The organism is Actinomadura sp. NPDC048955, from assembly GCF_040649435.1.
GTDB lineage: Bacteria > Actinomycetota > Actinomycetes > Streptosporangiales > Streptosporangiaceae > Spirillospora > Spirillospora luteofluorescens.
In genome coordinates this window covers 1-15,234 of the sequence record NZ_JBEZJI010000019.1, presented here as the reverse complement: position 1 = coordinate 15,234, position 15,234 = coordinate 1, and the positions used below count along the sequence as shown (strand labels likewise).

At 74.8% G+C, this 15,234-nt stretch carries 10 protein-coding genes; 3 read left to right on the top strand and 7 right to left on the bottom strand.

Annotation, left to right across the window (positions count from 1 at the left end; all coding sequences use genetic code 11):
- Positions 1-104: 104 nt before the first annotated feature.
- Complete coding sequence (locus AB0C84_RS19710) at positions 105-4,526, bottom strand: HAD-IC family P-type ATPase (RefSeq protein WP_361068046.1); 4,422 nt, start codon at positions 4,524-4,526, stop codon at positions 105-107.
- An 80-nt stretch (positions 4,527-4,606) separates the two neighbouring features.
- Positions 4,607-5,533: a helix-turn-helix domain-containing protein gene (locus AB0C84_RS19705; RefSeq protein ID WP_361068320.1), complete on the bottom strand. Its 927-nt coding sequence runs from the start codon at positions 5,531-5,533 to the stop codon at positions 4,607-4,609.
- A 347-nt stretch (positions 5,534-5,880) separates the two neighbouring features.
- Here AB0C84_RS19705 and AB0C84_RS19700 point away from each other — a divergent pair, with 347 nt between their 5' ends.
- Complete coding sequence (locus AB0C84_RS19700; RefSeq protein WP_361068043.1) at positions 5,881-7,365, top strand: serine/threonine-protein kinase; 1,485 nt, start codon at positions 5,881-5,883, stop codon at positions 7,363-7,365.
- Between the two features lie 209 nt (positions 7,366-7,574).
- Positions 7,575-8,540 carry a GntR family transcriptional regulator gene (locus AB0C84_RS19695; RefSeq protein WP_361068040.1) on the top strand — a complete coding sequence of 322 codons (966 nt, stop codon included), beginning with the start codon at positions 7,575-7,577 and terminating at the stop codon, positions 8,538-8,540.
- Positions 8,541-8,568: 28 nt separating this feature from the next.
- Here AB0C84_RS19695 and AB0C84_RS19690 read toward each other — a convergent pair whose 3' ends face one another.
- Both AB0C84_RS19690 and AB0C84_RS19685 read right to left on the bottom strand, forming a co-directional pair.
- Positions 8,569-9,228, bottom strand: coding sequence for a response regulator transcription factor (locus AB0C84_RS19690; RefSeq protein WP_361068037.1), 660 nt, complete (start codon positions 9,226-9,228; stop codon positions 8,569-8,571).
- Positions 9,229-9,274: 46 nt separating this feature from the next.
- Entirely contained in the window at positions 9,275-11,350 is a 2,076-nt protein-coding gene (locus AB0C84_RS19685; RefSeq protein ID WP_361068034.1) for a histidine kinase, read from the bottom strand.
- A gap of 185 nt (positions 11,351-11,535) precedes the next feature.
- On the opposite strand from AB0C84_RS19685, the gene AB0C84_RS19680 reads away from it, so the two are divergent.
- A complete protein-coding gene (locus AB0C84_RS19680) occupies positions 11,536-13,176 on the top strand; it encodes a carboxylesterase family protein (RefSeq protein WP_361068031.1) in 1,641 nt (546 codons plus the stop codon).
- A gap of 59 nt (positions 13,177-13,235) precedes the next feature.
- Here AB0C84_RS19680 and AB0C84_RS19675 read toward each other — a convergent pair whose 3' ends face one another.
- The 3 genes from AB0C84_RS19675 to AB0C84_RS19665 form a co-directional block, all read right to left on the bottom strand.
- Positions 13,236-13,958, bottom strand: coding sequence for an MBL fold metallo-hydrolase (locus AB0C84_RS19675; protein ID WP_361068028.1), 723 nt, complete (start codon positions 13,956-13,958; stop codon positions 13,236-13,238).
- Entirely contained in the window at positions 13,955-14,773 is an 819-nt protein-coding gene (locus AB0C84_RS19670; protein WP_361068025.1) for a Cof-type HAD-IIB family hydrolase, read from the bottom strand. Before AB0C84_RS19670 ends, AB0C84_RS19675 begins: the two co-directional genes overlap by 4 nt.
- The coding region (locus AB0C84_RS19665) for an inositol monophosphatase family protein (protein ID WP_361068022.1) at positions 14,770-15,234 on the bottom strand (465 nt) is incomplete at its 5' end. The genes AB0C84_RS19665 and AB0C84_RS19670, both read right to left, overlap by 4 nt.

The following is a 15,234-nucleotide window of genomic DNA, read 5'->3' as shown; positions in this document are numbered from 1 at the left end:
CGAACGGTGCGGCCGCACCGCAACGCTAGGGAACCGGCACCGCACGAATCGTCACCATCCGGTGGACATTCGCCGGTAGCTCGGATGGGGGACAGCGGACCTCGCTACGGAGCGGACCGTCCGTCGCCGTCCGGGAGGAAGCGGCCCGCCACCATCGCCGCGGCGACGGCCGCCGCGGCGGTGGCCCAGGCGAGCGGATCGAGGGGGACGCAGCCGAAGAAGCCGCTGACGCCGGGCGTCTGGACGATGACGGCCAGGAGCGCCGCCGAGCCGAGCGTGCTGAGGAGGACGGCGCGGTCGTCGCGGCCCGCCTTGAGCGTCTGGGCGAGCTGGGTGCCGATGAGCGCGACCAGGCCGATGGTGCGGGCGCGGACGGCCGGGCCGGTGAAGCGCCCGGCCAGCCAGCCGGAGAGGGCGCCGAGCGTGGTCACCGCCGCGCGGTGCGCGATGTCGTGGGTGAGGGCGGAGCCGAGCGAGGTCTCCGGGCCTTCCGCCAGCAGCAGCTCGGTGGCGTCCCGGGTGGGGACGCGGACGGCGATGGCGAGGGCGGGGGCCAGGTCGGTGAGCATGTTCATCAGCAGCATCTGGCGGGCCGACAGCGGGGCGCGGCCGGTCATCAGCGAGCCGAGCAGGGTGAAGGCGATCTCACCGAGGTTGCCGCCGACCAGGATGGCGAGGGCCTCGCGGACCGAAGCCCACATGGCGCGCCCCTCCACGAGCGCGGAGACGATCGTCTCCAGCCGGTCGTCGGCGACGATCAGGTCGGCCGACGCCTGCGCCGCGGCCGTGCCGCGCTCGCCGAGCGCGATGCCCACGTCGGCGAGGCGGATGCCGGCGGCGTCGTTGGCGCCGTCGCCCGTCATGGCGACGACGCGCCCGCGTCCGCGCAGGGCGCGCACGACGCGGACCTTGTGGACGGGAGTGCACCGGGCCACGACGTCCACGCCGATCAGGGCCTGCGACAGGGCGTCGTCGTCGAGCCGGTCGATCTCGTCCGCGGTGATGACGCGGTGCTCGGCGCCGCCGCCGGCGACCTGGCCGGCGATCGCGGCGGCGGTCGCCGGATGGTCGCCGGTGAGCATGATGATCTGGACGCCGGCGGCGCGGAGGTCGGCGACCGCGCGCGCGGCGGTGGCGCGGACGGGGTCGGCGAGGCCCAGCAGCCCGAGGAAGGTCATGCCGGTCACCTCGCCCTCGGTGATCGTGTCACCGCCGTCCGGCGTGCGGTGCTCGGCGACGGCGAGGACGCGGTGGCCGCTGGACGCGAGCCGCTCGACGCGCCCCCGCAGCCGCCGCCGGGTGGTGCGGTCCAGCGCGCCGTCCGGGGTGCGGGCGCACAGCGGGAGCACGACCTCCGGGGCGCCCTTGACGAACACCGTGCGCTCGCCGCCGAACGAGCCGAGGGTCGCGTGGAAGGCGCGCGACGGCTCGAACGGCAGGCTGTCGATCTGCTTCCACGGCCCGCCGGAGTCGCGGTCCACGCCCGCCTGCGCGGCGCCTTCCTCCACGGCGGCGTCGGTGACGTGGCTGTGCCGCCCGTTGCTGGGCACCGGGGTGGCGCGCAGGGCGGCGGCCAGGACGCCGCGCAGCGCGGCGTCGAGTCGCGCGGCCTCCGCGTCGCGGCGGTGATCGGCGATGCGGGCGAGCGTGATGCGGCCCTCGGTCAGGGTGCCGGTCTTGTCGAAGCACAGCACGTCGACCCGTCCGAGCGTCTCGATCGTGCGCGGGTCGCGGACGTAGATCCCCCGTTCGGCGAGCCGCCGGATCGCGGCCACCTGGGCGGCGCTGACCAGCAGTGGAAGCCCTTCGGGGACGGACGCGACGGCGAGGTTGACGCCCTCGGACAGCGCGCGGCGCAGCGGCCCGCCGCGCAGCAGGCCCGAGGTGACGACGCCGACGGCCGCGCCGACCGCCATCGGCGTCGTGGCCTCGGTGATCTGCTTGAGGCGGGCCTCGACGCCGCTGGAGGCCGAGCCGGAGGCCACCGCGGCGGCCATGGCCCGGCCGCTCTCGGTGGCGTCGCCGACCGCGACGACCACGGCGGTGCATTCCCCGGCGGCGATCGAGGTGCCCTCGTAGAGCATGCAGGAGCGTTCGGCGACGTGCCGGGCCAGGGTCGGCGCGGTGTCCTTGGCCACCGGGAGGGACTCGCCGGTGAGCGAGGACTCGTCGGCCTCCAGGCCGTTCGCGGTGACGATCCGGCAGTCGGCGGGGACCGCGTCGCCCGCGACGAGCACCACGACGTCGCCGCGGACGAGCCGCTCCGCCGGCACCCGGGTCTGCTCGCCGTCCCGCAGAACGGCGACCGGCTCGCCGGACCTGGCCGAGATCCTCGCGATGATCTCGTTGGCGGAGACCCGCTGCCGGCCGCCGGCCAGCCCGGACACGCCGATGGTCGCGGCGACGAGCGCGGCGTCGACCGGCGAGCCGACCGCCGCCGCACCGGCCGCGCCGGCGGCGAGCACCGCCGTCAGGGGGTTGGCCAGCTCCTGGACCACGGCCCGCAGCAGCGGCCGGCGGTCCTCGCCGGGGCGGGCGCGGTCCGCGCCGCGCCCGCCGCGGTCGCGCGCCTCGGCATCGGACAGGCCCTCGGCACGGCTGCCGAGCCGCTCCAGCGCCGCCTCCACGGGCATGGCATGCCACGGCGTGGACGGCAGCGGCGGCGCGGGAACGTGCCGCATCACCTCGCGGGCCGTCCAGGCGCCGTAGGCCATCCCCAGGGCCGCCGCCCCGTTGACGGCGGACAGGGCGCGGTCCGCGGCCTTCCCCGGAGGCGCGGTGAGCGCGAGCAGCGCGGCCACCCCCGTGCCCGACCACGCGAGCGTGACGCCCCGCTCGCTGACGCGGCGCGCGGCGGCGACGGCCTCGACGACGTGCGCGGCCGCCGCCGGATCCCGCAGGACCAGCAGGTGCGCCCCCCACGGCGGCGCGCCGTCCGCCCAGGCCGCCACGCCGACGTCGGCCGCGGCGAGCGCCGCCGGATCGCGCGAGATCAGCAGGACGCCCGCGCCGTCCTCCTGCAGCGCGCGGACGGAGGCGACCAGGTCCGGGCCGCCGGGGGCGGCGGCGTCCGGGGGGAGCGGCAGATCGACGCCGGAGCCGGCCAGCACGATCTTCGCGCCGGCCTCCCGCGCGGCGGTCACCAGGGCGTTCGTCTCCTCCCGCAGCGAGCGGCGCATGCGGATCAGGGCGCGCGGCCGCCCGCCCTCGGCCAGGGCCAGCAGCGGGCCCGAACCGCGCAGGCCCCGGCCCTCGGCCGGGACCCTCCGGCCGGGCAGCACGCGTTCGACGGGGCCGAGGGACCACCCGCCCTCCTTCCTGACCTCGTCCGGCGCCCCGGGGTCCAGCAGCGCGTGGACGTGCTCGGCCACCTCGGCCTCCGACGTGCCCGCGAGCACGGCGACCTCGTCCACCACCAGGTCACCGGCCTTCAGGGCGTCGGCGTCCAGCAGCACCGTGTCGATCCGGTCCAGGTGGCGCAGCGCCGCCGGGTGCAGGGCCAGCACTCCCCGTCCGGCCAGCCGGGCGGCGAGCTCGGCCGCGAAGACCTCGCGGGCGGCGTGGGGCGCCTTCGGCGCCGCGGCGACCCCGACGTCCAGCGCACGGCGCGCGCTGCCGGTCAGGAGCCCGCCGAGGGCGAGCCCTCCGAGGCCGACGGCGAGCATCCGGCCCGCGTGCCGCTCCGGCGGCCCGTCGCGCAGGTCGTGGGAACGCCCGCCGGAGACGCCCGTGCATCCGGCCCGCTCGGGCGCGCCGGTCAGGTCCGCTTCGGCGATCCGCCACAACCGGTGGGTGGCGGCGGCCTCGCGGCGCTGCCAGAGCCGCTGCGCAGTGTCGACGACCAGCCCCGTCCCGCCGGGCGCGAGGGCCTGCACGGCGGCCTGGGTCAGCGGCAGCCACCGCTCCACCGGCGCGCCCGGCACCGCGGCGGCCAGAACGCCGCGAAGGACGGGCACCGTGTCCGCGAACGCCACCAGCCCCGCCACCTCGGACGGCAGCGGAGCCCGCCCGAGCATCCACTGCGCCCCGGTGATCGTGAGCCCGACCAGGTCGGCGCCGAGGGCCAGCGCCGTCGGCGGCGCCGCGAAGAGGCCCGCACCGGGCTCCTCGCCCTCCAGGACCGCGTCCAGTGCCTCGACGACTTCCAGGACGTCCTCCGGGGAGACCTCCTCGGACACGTGGACGATCAACCGTCCCAAGGCCGCGTTGACGCGCGCCCAGTGCACGGCGGGAAGCCCTTCGACGGCGTGCTCCAAGGCCTGCGCTTCGGACCGCCGGCCCGCCTTGTGCAGATGACGCAGCTCGATGTGCAGCCGGTCCGGGTACCGGTGGACGGTCCGCGACGGACGGAGAGCCCGCCCCGCGATGCTTCCGACCTCACCGAGAGCACGTCTCGCCTGCCGGATCGGCACGGCCGCCGCCCGGACGCCCAGAGCCCCCGCGTAGTCCGCGGCGCGGACGGCGGTTCCACCACCTGGGAGACCGCCGGCCGCCGTCAGGCCGCGCCGCAGGAGTTCAAGGACCATGACGCTGCCCTAACCCCTCAAGCGAGGCCTAAGCGCGCATCAAACCCTGTTTGCGGAAGTCGACCGCTCACATGACCTGGTCAGCGGAGCGCGGCGGTGCTCGGCGCCGGGTGCCGCCGCGCCTGCCGGTAGTCGCTGGGGGAGGTGCCGTGGGCGGCGCGGAAGGCCCGGGTGAAGGCCGAATGGTGAGTGAAGCCCCAGCGGGCGGCGATCTCGTGGACGGGCACCCCGTGCTGGGCCGGATCGGCCAGATCCCGGCGGGCGCGTTCCAGACGTTCCCGGCGGATCAGGGCCCCGACGGTCACGTTCTCGTCCTGGAAGAGGCGGTACAGATGGCTGGTGGAGATGTTGTGCGCGGCTGCGACGAGCGACGGGGTCAGATCGGGGTCGTGCAGGTTCCGGCCGATGAAGGAGCGGACGCTCAGGATCAGGGTCCGCCGGCGGGCCTCGGGGGAGAGTTCCCGGTCGGAGTCGAGGGCGTGGGCGAACAGCGCCGAGACGAGATCGCTCAGGACGGCGCCGAGCCGGGGGCCGTCGGTGGCGCGGTAGCCGGAGGTGTCGGCGCTGAGCCGGGTGAGGAACCCGGCCAGCAGCGCGCCGACGCCCTCCCGTGCCGACAGGGGCCGGCTGATCGCGCGGTCGGCGCTCCCGCGCGGGAGCGCGACGAGGTCCCTGGGGATCTCGACCCCCACGCACCTGACGATCTGATCATTCCGTCCGACCTGGACCGTGCAGGGTCGCCAGGAATTCTGGCCGTGCAGGTCGTAGGGACGGTATTCGGCTTCCCGATCGTCCCATCTGGCCCTTGCCGTCCCTTCGAGGACGAGCGTGAGGTTGTACGTTCCGGGATCGGAGAATCTGACGAGTTTCGCCGTCCGGCGGGACAGCAGCGGCTGGAGCGTCGACGGCCACACGGTCATCGCGCCGAGCTGCAAGGTGCGCTGGTGAGCGTGATAGTCCGCGGCATATTCGCTGCTCAGATCCACGGGAGCGTGCGTACGCCCCATCCATTCCCGCCAGTGGTCGAATCTCTCCGCCGGGGGGAAGTCCTCGGTTCTGTACACCGTTTCGATCACTTGCTTCCCCAGGTCCACTCGTGACGGCCATGAGGGCACTTGGACGATCAACGCTACACCGTTCCCTCCCGTGCGGAGAGGCCCTCCAGAGGCACCGGCCTTGCGACGACCTAGAACAGGCGCCCGTCTCGTCAGAGGTCAATGGAAAAGGTGTCAAAGGATCGTGGAAGCACGGTCAAGGACATGCGGACGTGATCAGGGCAACCTGGAGAGATCATGAGCGGCCGCTCCGCGGTATTCCCGACTCTAGGATCCGCGGACCCGACCCTAGGAGTGCGGTGGACGCTCTACGGCCCGGCGACCCTCGCGCGATCGGCCGTTACACGTTGTCGGCCCGACTCGGTGCCGGCGGAATGGGGCAGGTGTTCCTCGGAACGTCCCCCGGCGGCCGGCCGGTCGCCGTGAAGCTGGTCCACCCCGGGTTCGCCGCCGACGCCGAATTCCGCCGCCGTTTCAAACGCGAGGTGGAGGCCGCACGCCAGGTGGGCGGATTCCACACCGCCCCCGTCGTCGACGCGGATCCCGAGGCCGACGTTCCATGGCTGGTCACGGCGTACGTGCCGGGGCCTTCGCTCGCCACCGCGGTCGCCGAGCTCGGACCCTTCCCGCCGGCCTCGGCTCTGGCACTGGGGGCCGGGCTGGCGGAGGCGCTGGAGGCCGTCCACCGCGCCGGAGTCGTCCACCGTGACCTCAAACCATCGAACGTCCTGCTCGCCGCGGACGGACCGCGCGTCATCGATTTCGGCATCGCCCGGGCGGTCGACGCCTCCGGGGTCACGTCCCGGGCCGGAACCCCCGGTTTCATGGCGCCAGAGCTGATCTCCGAGGGTTCGATCACGCCGGCGTGCGACGTGTTCGCCCTCGGAGCCGTCCTCGCCTACGCCCTGGGCGTCCGGCCGTTCGGGGAGGGGCCGGTGGAGGCGCTGACCTATCGGGTGGTGCACAAGTCCCCGGTCCTGGACGCGCTGCCCGACGCGTTGAAAGGCGTCGTCGCGGACTGCCTCGCCAGGGATCCCGCCGCACGGCCGAGCCCGGCAGAACTGGTCGACGTGCTGTCCTCGGTTGGTGACAGCGGTGCCTGGCTTCCCCATCCCGTGCAGGACATGCTGACGCGGTATCACGTCACCGGTTCCACCACCACCGACGTGTCGGCGCACGATGTGACAGGCCCCTTCGAGAACCGGGGTCTGCGGACCCGGCAGCTCGGCCCTCCTCCGTCGGTGCGGTTCGAGGCCAGTGTCGCGCCCGTGGTCCTCGGGCTCATCGGCCACGTTCTCCGACTTCTCACGGGGATCGCCGTCGGCCTGCTGGCGGTGGACACGGCGATAGGGTCGGCGGGCTCGGCCGGGGCGTTCCTCGCCCTGATCATCGCGATTCTGGCCGTGACCGCCTTCTGGCTCGTGCGCGTCCCGGTGAAATGGGTGATCCCGCATCTGGACGCGCTCTGGAGACCGTGCGAACTGCGGGTCGGCACCGATGGGCTCGAACTCGGGTACAGCGGCCGCCGCGTCCACTACGGATGGCACGAGATCGGCCGGGTCGCGGTGCGCCGCGCCAAGCCGGCCGGGTGGGCGGTGTGCGTGTCCCCGATGCCGGGTGCGCCCCTGCCGGCGGTCCGGGGACCGCGGAATCCGCTGTGCTACCTGGACAGGCAGACCGGTTGGATCACGGTGGTGCCCGTCCACCGGCTCAAGGGCTCCCGCAAGGAGATCGAGATGACGCTCGCCCGGTACGCGGGCACGCGATGGGGCGGCAACGCCTGACCAGGCGCGGGCTCACACCGATTCGGTCCCCGACGTCGGCCCGCCGGACGGGGCGTACACCGTCTACTCGCTTTGGGGACACCGTATCGAGAGTCGTGGCATAAGGGCCCGATCAGGCGGGTGGAATCGAGGAAGTGCACTAGTGTCGTGGTGAGTGCACTAGTCTGATCGCGCGGGGATCCGGCCCCGCCGGTGGAGTGGGGTGTCCTATGGCGTCATCGGCCCCGCGGCCGGATCCGCCCTACCGGCGGATCGCCGCGGACATCCGGGCCCAGATCCAGGACGGCCGGCTGCGGCCCGGCGACCGGGTGCCCTCCATCCGCCAGATCGCCCAGCGGTGGGACGTCGCCATCGCGACCGCGACCAGAGTGATCGCGACCTTGCGCGAGGAGGGGCTGGTCGAGGCGAAGGTCGGCGCCGGCTCGGTGGTGAGGGCGCGCGGTGTGCCACGGCGGCCCGCCGACCCGGGCGCGGCGGCGGGAGCGCCGCGGCCCCGTCCCGGCAGGCAGGCGCCGGGCCTGGAGCACGTCCTTCGCGCCGCGATCGCCATCGCCGACGTCGAGGGGCTCCACGCCCTGTCCATGCGGAGGCTCGCCTCCGAACTCGACATCGCCCCGATGTCGCTGTACCGGTACGTGGCGAACAAGGACGAGCTGGTGGCGCAGATGGCCGACGCCGCCTTCGGCTCGACCGAGCTGCCCAGCCCGGGGCCGGAGGGGTGGCGCGCCAAGCTCGAACTGATCGCGCGGCTCCAGTGGGACCTGTGCCGGCGGCATCTCTGGCTGCCGAGCGCCATCTCGCTGACCCGCCCGCTGCTCGTCCCCCACATGCTGGAGCACACCGAGTGGACGATGCGCGCGCTCGACGGGCTCGGGCTGTCGATGACGACGCGGACCAGGGAGGCGCTCACGCTGCACGCGCTGGTGATCAACATCGCGCTGCCCCTGGCGAACGAGGCCGAGGCGGAGCAGGAGACCGGCGTGACGCTCACGCGGTGGCGGCTGGACCGGCGCGAGCGGACCGACGAGCTCATGCGGAGCGGCCGCTTTCCCCTGCTCGCGGCCGTCCACGAGGAGACGACGTCGGACCTGGAGGGGCTGTTCGAGTACGGTCTCGCACGCCATCTCGACGGGTTCGCCGTCCTCGTGGAGTCAGGTGCCCGAACGCCGTCATGACGCGGTCGCTCGCCGGACGGTCGGCCGTTCAGCCGACCAGGCCCGCGTTGTGGGCGGCGAGCCCCGCCTGGGTGCGGTTCTCGCAGCCGAGCTTGACCAGCATGCGCGAGACGTAGCTCTTCACCGTGGCCTCGGTGAGCGACAGCCGCCTGCCGATCTGGGCGTTCGACAACCCCTCGCCGAGGCAGGCCAGGACCTCGGTCTCGCGTTCGGTCAGCCCGGCGACCAGGCGGCGGGCGCGCTCCCTGTCGCGCTCTCCGGCCGACGACGCGGCGAGCAGCCGCCTGGTCGCCTCCGGCGACAGCACGGTGTGCCCGTCGCGGGCGACCCGGACGAGGCCGATCAGGTCCTCCGGCGGTGTCGACTTCACCAGGAACCCGGCGGCGCCGGCGCGCAGGGCGCGCAGCACGAACTCGTCGGCGTCGAAGGTGGTCAGCACCACGATCACCGGGTGCGCCGGGCGCGCGGTGAGACGTTCGGTCGCGGTGATCCCGTCCATGCCCGGCATCCGGAGGTCCATCAGGACGACGTGGGGCCGGTGCCGTTCGACGGCCCGCAGGGCGGCCTCCCCGTCATGCGCCGGCTCGACCACCTCGATGTCGTCGGCCGATCCGAGGATGGTGCGCAGGTGGGCGCACACCATCGGCTCGTCGTCGACGATCAGGACGCGGATCGGGTCGGGGCTCACGGGCTCGGCTCTCCCGGTTCGTGGCGCGGTCGCGTGCGGCGGGCCGTCACGGCGGCGCCTGGGGCTGTGGGGTGGGGTGCTGTGGGTGCGATGACGTGGGCACGTATGCGGGCAGTATCGCATCGATCACGAATCCGCCGTCCTCGGTGGCCCGCGCCACCAGCGTCCCGTCGACCAGGTCGACCCGCTGCCGAACGCCGAGGAGCCCGGTGCCGGAGCCCCCGGCCGCGAGTTCCCGCTCCCCGCGGTAGGGTCCGGCGGGCGGCCTTCCGTTGCTCACCCTGACCCGCACCTGGTCGGGGAGGTAGCGCACCGCCACGCGCACGTGCGCGCCGTGCGCGTGCTTGCGGACGTTGGTGAGCGCCTCCCCGACGATGCGGTGCGCCGTCCGTATGATCGCCGGGGACGCCGCCGCCGGGTCGCCCTCCTCGACGAGCTCGACCGGGACGCCGACGGACGCGGACTCGGCGGCGAGCCCCGCGAGCCCCGCCGGACCGCCGGGCCCGTCCGCGGTCTCCGCGGCGGCGTCGCCGGACTGGAACGCGCCGACCAGGTGATGCAGCTCGTCAAGGGCCCGCCGGCCGTTCGCGACCAGATCGGCGTGGGCCTGCGCGATCTCCGCGGAGGGGGAGGCGCCGCCCAGCCGCTCGGCGCAGCCGAGCATGTCGTTCACCCGGCCGGACACGATGGCGTGCATCTCCCGGGCGAGCCTGGCCCGTTCCTCGGCCCGGGCCCGGCCCTCCAGCAGCCACCGTTCGCGCTTCGCCCGTTCGGCGCGTTCGGTCAGGGCCGCGACGAGGCGCCGCCACGCTCCGGCGTACAGCCCCAGCAGCGCGGGCAGCCCGATGAACACCGCCCCGACCGAGACGACGGCCGCGTGGGGCGCCCACGGCCGGACGGCGACGAGCAGCAGTGCCGCCACCATGGCCGCGGCCAGGCCGGGACGCCTGGAGTACGCGGCCACGCAGTAGGCCGCCAGGGGCGCGGTCGCCGGGAGGACCAGCCTGGTGGAGCCGCCCGTCACCGGCAGGTCCATGGCGCCGGTCACGGCGAGGACGAGCAGGACCGCCGTCCCGGCCAGCGTCGGCGCGGCGGCCGCGTGGGGACGGCGGCGGCGCAGGACGAGAGCCGCCGCCAGGGGCAGCTGGAGGGCGATCTCCAGCCAGGGGAGGACGGGTTCGCCGGCTCCGGTCGGAGGCACCGAGGCCACGAGGGTGCTGATCAGCAGCGTCCAGGCGCCCGCGGCGGCCGCGAACCACCGGTCCGACCGGTCGATCCGCGGCGGCGTCTCCGGAGAAAGGGCGCCGGCGGCCACCGGGGCCGGGGGAGGGGGGATGCTCCGCTCGGGGGCGGGCGCCTCGGAACCGCGCAGCACGCCGATCAGCTCGCGGAGCTCGACCAGCGCCTCGCATCCCGTCGCGCGGAGTTTCTCGGCCGTCTCCCGCACGGCACGGTCGGCCGCGGTCATCCTCAGCGCCCCGGCGTGCAGCACCATCAGGCTCACCCGGTGCGTGACGACGTCGTGCAGCTCCACGGCCATGCGGGTGCGCTCCCGGACCCTGGCCTGCTCGGCGCACAGGTCCCGTTCGCGCTCGGCGTCGCGGGCGCGGGCGGTCAGGGCCCGCACGAGCATCTGCCTGGCCTCGCGGTAGAACCCGAACAGCATCGGCGCGCACACGTACAGCAGCCCGTCGGCGGCGACCTTCTGCGAGGTCGCCCACGGGTGCACGGCGACGAGCCCGAGCAGGACCACCATGGTCCAGGCGCGCCGGCGGTCCCGCCCGTAGAGGTGCCCGGCGTAGGTCAGGAAGGCGGGGGCCAGCGACATCAGCAGGTTGGTGGGCTCGCCTGCAGAGGCGAAGCGGCCGGACGTCGACAGCGCCCACACCGTCACACCGGCGGCGGCCGCGGCCGCCGCCGGCGCCTCGGCGCCGGCCCGCCGCCCGGCGATGATCACGGCCCCGACCGCGAGCATGCCCGCGACCCCGGCCCACGGGCCCGCTCCGGCGGGCCCGTCCGGGATCGGCGGCGCCCAGGTGAGGGCGGCGACGCACACCAGGATCGCCGGGTCGAGCAGCCGGGCCCGGACGGGCCGCGTCGCACGTGCCGGGACGAATCGCATGCCGCACACGGTAGGGGCCGGCACGGCCCCGGCGTCCGCCCACGACCGCGCGATCACCGAAGGATGGCAGGCCGGGATCCACTTTCGTAGGCAGCGCGCATCCGCCTTCGCCGCTGGTGCGCCCCCGCGCCGTCCGCTGGACTGGTGATCGTCCGGGCGATCGACAGCATGGAAGGACATCACAGATGAAGGTCGGGAGGCGGCGCCCGCTACCGGCGCTGGTCGCGCTGATCGGGGCGGTGGGCGCCGCGACGTCGTGTGCCGGCGCCCAGACCGCGAGGCTCAGCGGCGGGGGCGGGAACGACGGTCAGATCGTGCGCACCGAGTACGGGGCGGTCCGCGGCAGGGTCGACGGGGAGGTCCGGACCTTCCAGGGCATCCCCTATGCCGCGCCGCCGGTGGGCGCGCTGCGCTGGCGGGATCCGCGGCCGCCGGCCCGGTGGAAGGGCGCGCGGGACGCCACCCGGCCGGGCTCGCCCTGCCCGCAGGGGCCCGGCGAGGTTCCCACCGGGAGCAAGAACGAGGACTGCCTCTACCTGAACGTGACCATGCCGAAAGGCGACCCGGCCAAGCCCAGGCCGGTGATCGTGTGGGTGCACGGCGGCGGCTACTACATGGGCGCCGGCAGCAACTACGACGCCCACCGCATGGCGGCCCAGGGCGACGCCGTCGTCGTCTCCGTCAACTACCGGGTCGGCGTGTTCGGCTTCTTCGGCCACCCCGCCCTGGAGGGATCCGGAACGTACGGGCTCAAGGACCAGCAGGCCGCCCTGTCCTGGGTGAACCGCAACATCGCCGGGTTCGGCGGCGACCCCCGCAACGTCATCTTCGCCGGCCAGTCCGCGGGCGCGGTCAGCGGCTGCGCCCACCTCACCTCGCCGGGCGCGAGGGGCCTGTTCAGCAAGGTCATCCTGCAGACCGGCTCCTGCTCGGTCGGCTGGCCCGACAACTTCGACTACCGCGGGCAGAAGGCCGCGGAGATCCTCCAGCCGCGCACGGCCGTCGAGGCGCGCGGCCGGCGGACCGCCTCCGAGGTCGGCTGCACCGGCGACGACCAGGCGGTCGTCGCCTGCCTGCGCGCGCTTCCCGTGGACAAGCTGATGCCGGTGCTGGGGCAGTACATGTTCCCGGCCTACGGCACCGACGTGCTGCCGACCCGGCCGGCCGACGCGCTGCGTGCCGGACGGTTCCACCACATGCCGGTGCTGTCGGGGAACACCCACGACGAGGCCACCCAGTCGACGGCGGTCTACGAGGACGCCGGCGGAGGCCAGCGCGGGCCCATGACCGAGCAGACCTTCAACACGGTGATGACCGAGACGTTCGGTGAGGACGAGAAGGCGGTCAGGGCCGAGTACCCACGCTCGTCCTACGACTCGGCGGCGCTGGCCTGGTCGGCGATCGCCACCGACCGCAAGTGGGTGCACGCGCAGTACACCATGGCGCGCGACCTGGCCCGGCGCGTGCCGGTGTACGAGTACGAGTTCGCCGACCCGAACGCGCCGGCGCTGGCCCCGGGGCCCCCGAAGATGCCGATGGGCGCCCAGCACGCGTCCGAGCTGTGGTACCTGTTCGACCTGGGCGGCATTCCGCCCAAGCTGGACGCCGAGCAGCAGATCCTCGCCCGGCAGATGATCGGTTACTGGACGAGCTTCGCCGCGACGGGACGGCCCGCGACGGCCGGCGGCCCGCGGTGGCCTCTGTTCAGGGCGACCGGGGGCCGCACCCCTCACGTCCAGTCCCTCGCGCCCGGCAGCGGCGGCATCCGCCCCGTCGACCTGGCCGCCGAGCACCACCTCCGATTCTGGACGGACCTCGCCCGCTGACGCGCGCTCCCTCACCGGAAGCCGGGGCGCCCCTCACCGAGGGGCGCCTCGCCCGGCGGTCAGGCGATCAGTCTCAGGCCGGGAGTCGCCAGGGTCACGGGCCCGCGATAGGACGCGCGGGCCTCCCGTAGGGCTGCCATGGGGTCGGCCCAGGGGCGCAGGTGCGTGAGGACGAGGTGGGCGGCGCCGGCTTCCCCGGCCAGGCGCGCCGCCTGCGCCGGGGTGAGGTGGGCGGCGGCCGAGCCAGGGGTCTCGACGGCCGCCGCCGCCTCGCACAGGAGGACGTCCGTTCCGCGCGCCAGCTCCAGCAGTTCGGCGCATTCACCGGAGTCGCCCGAGTAGGTGAGGCTCGCGGATCCGGCGGTGACCCGGACGGCCTGCGCCGGTACCGAGTGCCGCACCGGAGCCGTCTCGATCGTCAGCGGTCCGAGCACGGACGGCCCCGCGGGCGGGGCCCGCCAGTCGAGGATCCGCCCGTAGCCGGGCGGGGCCGCGACGTGCGCCCCGGTCCCCGCCGGGGCGATCACGGGCAGCCGGGCGGTGGCGCCCCTGCGGTCCCGCAGGTAGGCGAGCGGCACCAGGTCCGAGCAGTGGTCGCGGTGCCGGTGGCTGATGACGACGGCGTCGATCGCGCACGGGTCGGCGAAGCGCTGCAGGGGGCCGAGCGCCCCCGTCCCGGCGTCCAGCAGGAGCCGGAAGCCGTCGTGCTCCAGCAGGTAGCAGGAGCACGCGGCCTCCGGCCCCGGGACGGAGCCGGCGCAGCCGACGACGGTCAGGATCACGGCAGGACGCGGGCCACGAGGTCGGCGACGGCGCCCTCGTCGCAGGGGCCCACCACCACGTCGGCGGCGGCCCGGACGATCTCGGCGCCGTCCCCGACGGCGGCGCCGAGACCGGCGGCCTGGATCATGTCCAGGTCGTTCGGGTTGTCGCCGATCGCCGCGACGGCGCTCAGGGCCACGCCCCGGGCCGCGGCCAGCTCGCGCAGCGCCGTGCCCTTGGTCGCGCCCGCGGGGAGCACCTCCAGGTAGGTGCTCTCGGACCTGACGAGCGTGACGCCGGACACGACCGCCGCCACCGCCTCCTCCGTGGGATCCATCAGCTCGGGACGGTCGCAGATGAGCATGACCTTGACGATGTCGTCGGACGGCAGGTCGTCCCACGACGCGATGCGCCCGAGGTCGATCCCGTCGCGGCGGGCGTACTCCCGCAGCGCCGCTGAGGAACCCGTGGTGTGCGCGCGGCCCTGGGCGAACGCGACCGGCCAGACGCCCGAGGGCAGCTCGGCGAACAGCGGCGTGAGCTTCGCCCAGGCGGCGACGTCGAGGCAGCGCCGGTGCAGGACGGTGCCAGTGCCGAGGTCGACCACGCGGGCCCCGTTGTACAGGATGGCGGGAGTGGTCAGGCCGAGTGTCCGGTAGTACGGCAGCGCGGCCTCCTCGCTGCGCCCGGTGGCGATGACGACGGTGCCGCCGGAGGCGACGAAGCGGCGCAGCGCGGCCAGGCTCGACTCGACGATCTTCAGGTCGCGGCCGACGAGCGTTCCGTCCAGGTCGGTGACGATCCAGTCGACCGTCCGCAGCCCGGTGGGGCTCATGCCGGCTCCCCGGCGTTCACGAGTCCCGCGACCTCGGCGATGGCGGAGCCGCCGAGGTCGAAGCTGCCCACGCACGCCAGGTACCCGGGGGCCTCCCAGTCGCTGCCGCCGGGCTCCCCGTTCAGCGGCAGGTAGGTGCCGCCGGCCTGCCTGACCAGCAGCACGGCCGCCGCGACGTCCCACGCGTTGACGGACGTTCCGTAGGCCACGTCCGCCCATCCGGCGGCGACGTGGGCGAGGGTGAGGGCGGCGCTGCCCGGACGTCGCACGGTGGCGAACGCGTCCACCAGCGAGCCGAAACTCCGCAGCGACTCCTCACCGCGGCGATGCATCTCCCGCGCGTTCGGGTAGCCGGTGACGAGCACCGCGTTCTCGTCGCGGGTCGCTCCGCGGCTGTGGATCGGCTCGCCGTTGCAGGTGGCGCCGCCCAGGGACGCGGTGAACATGTCGTCGCGCACCGG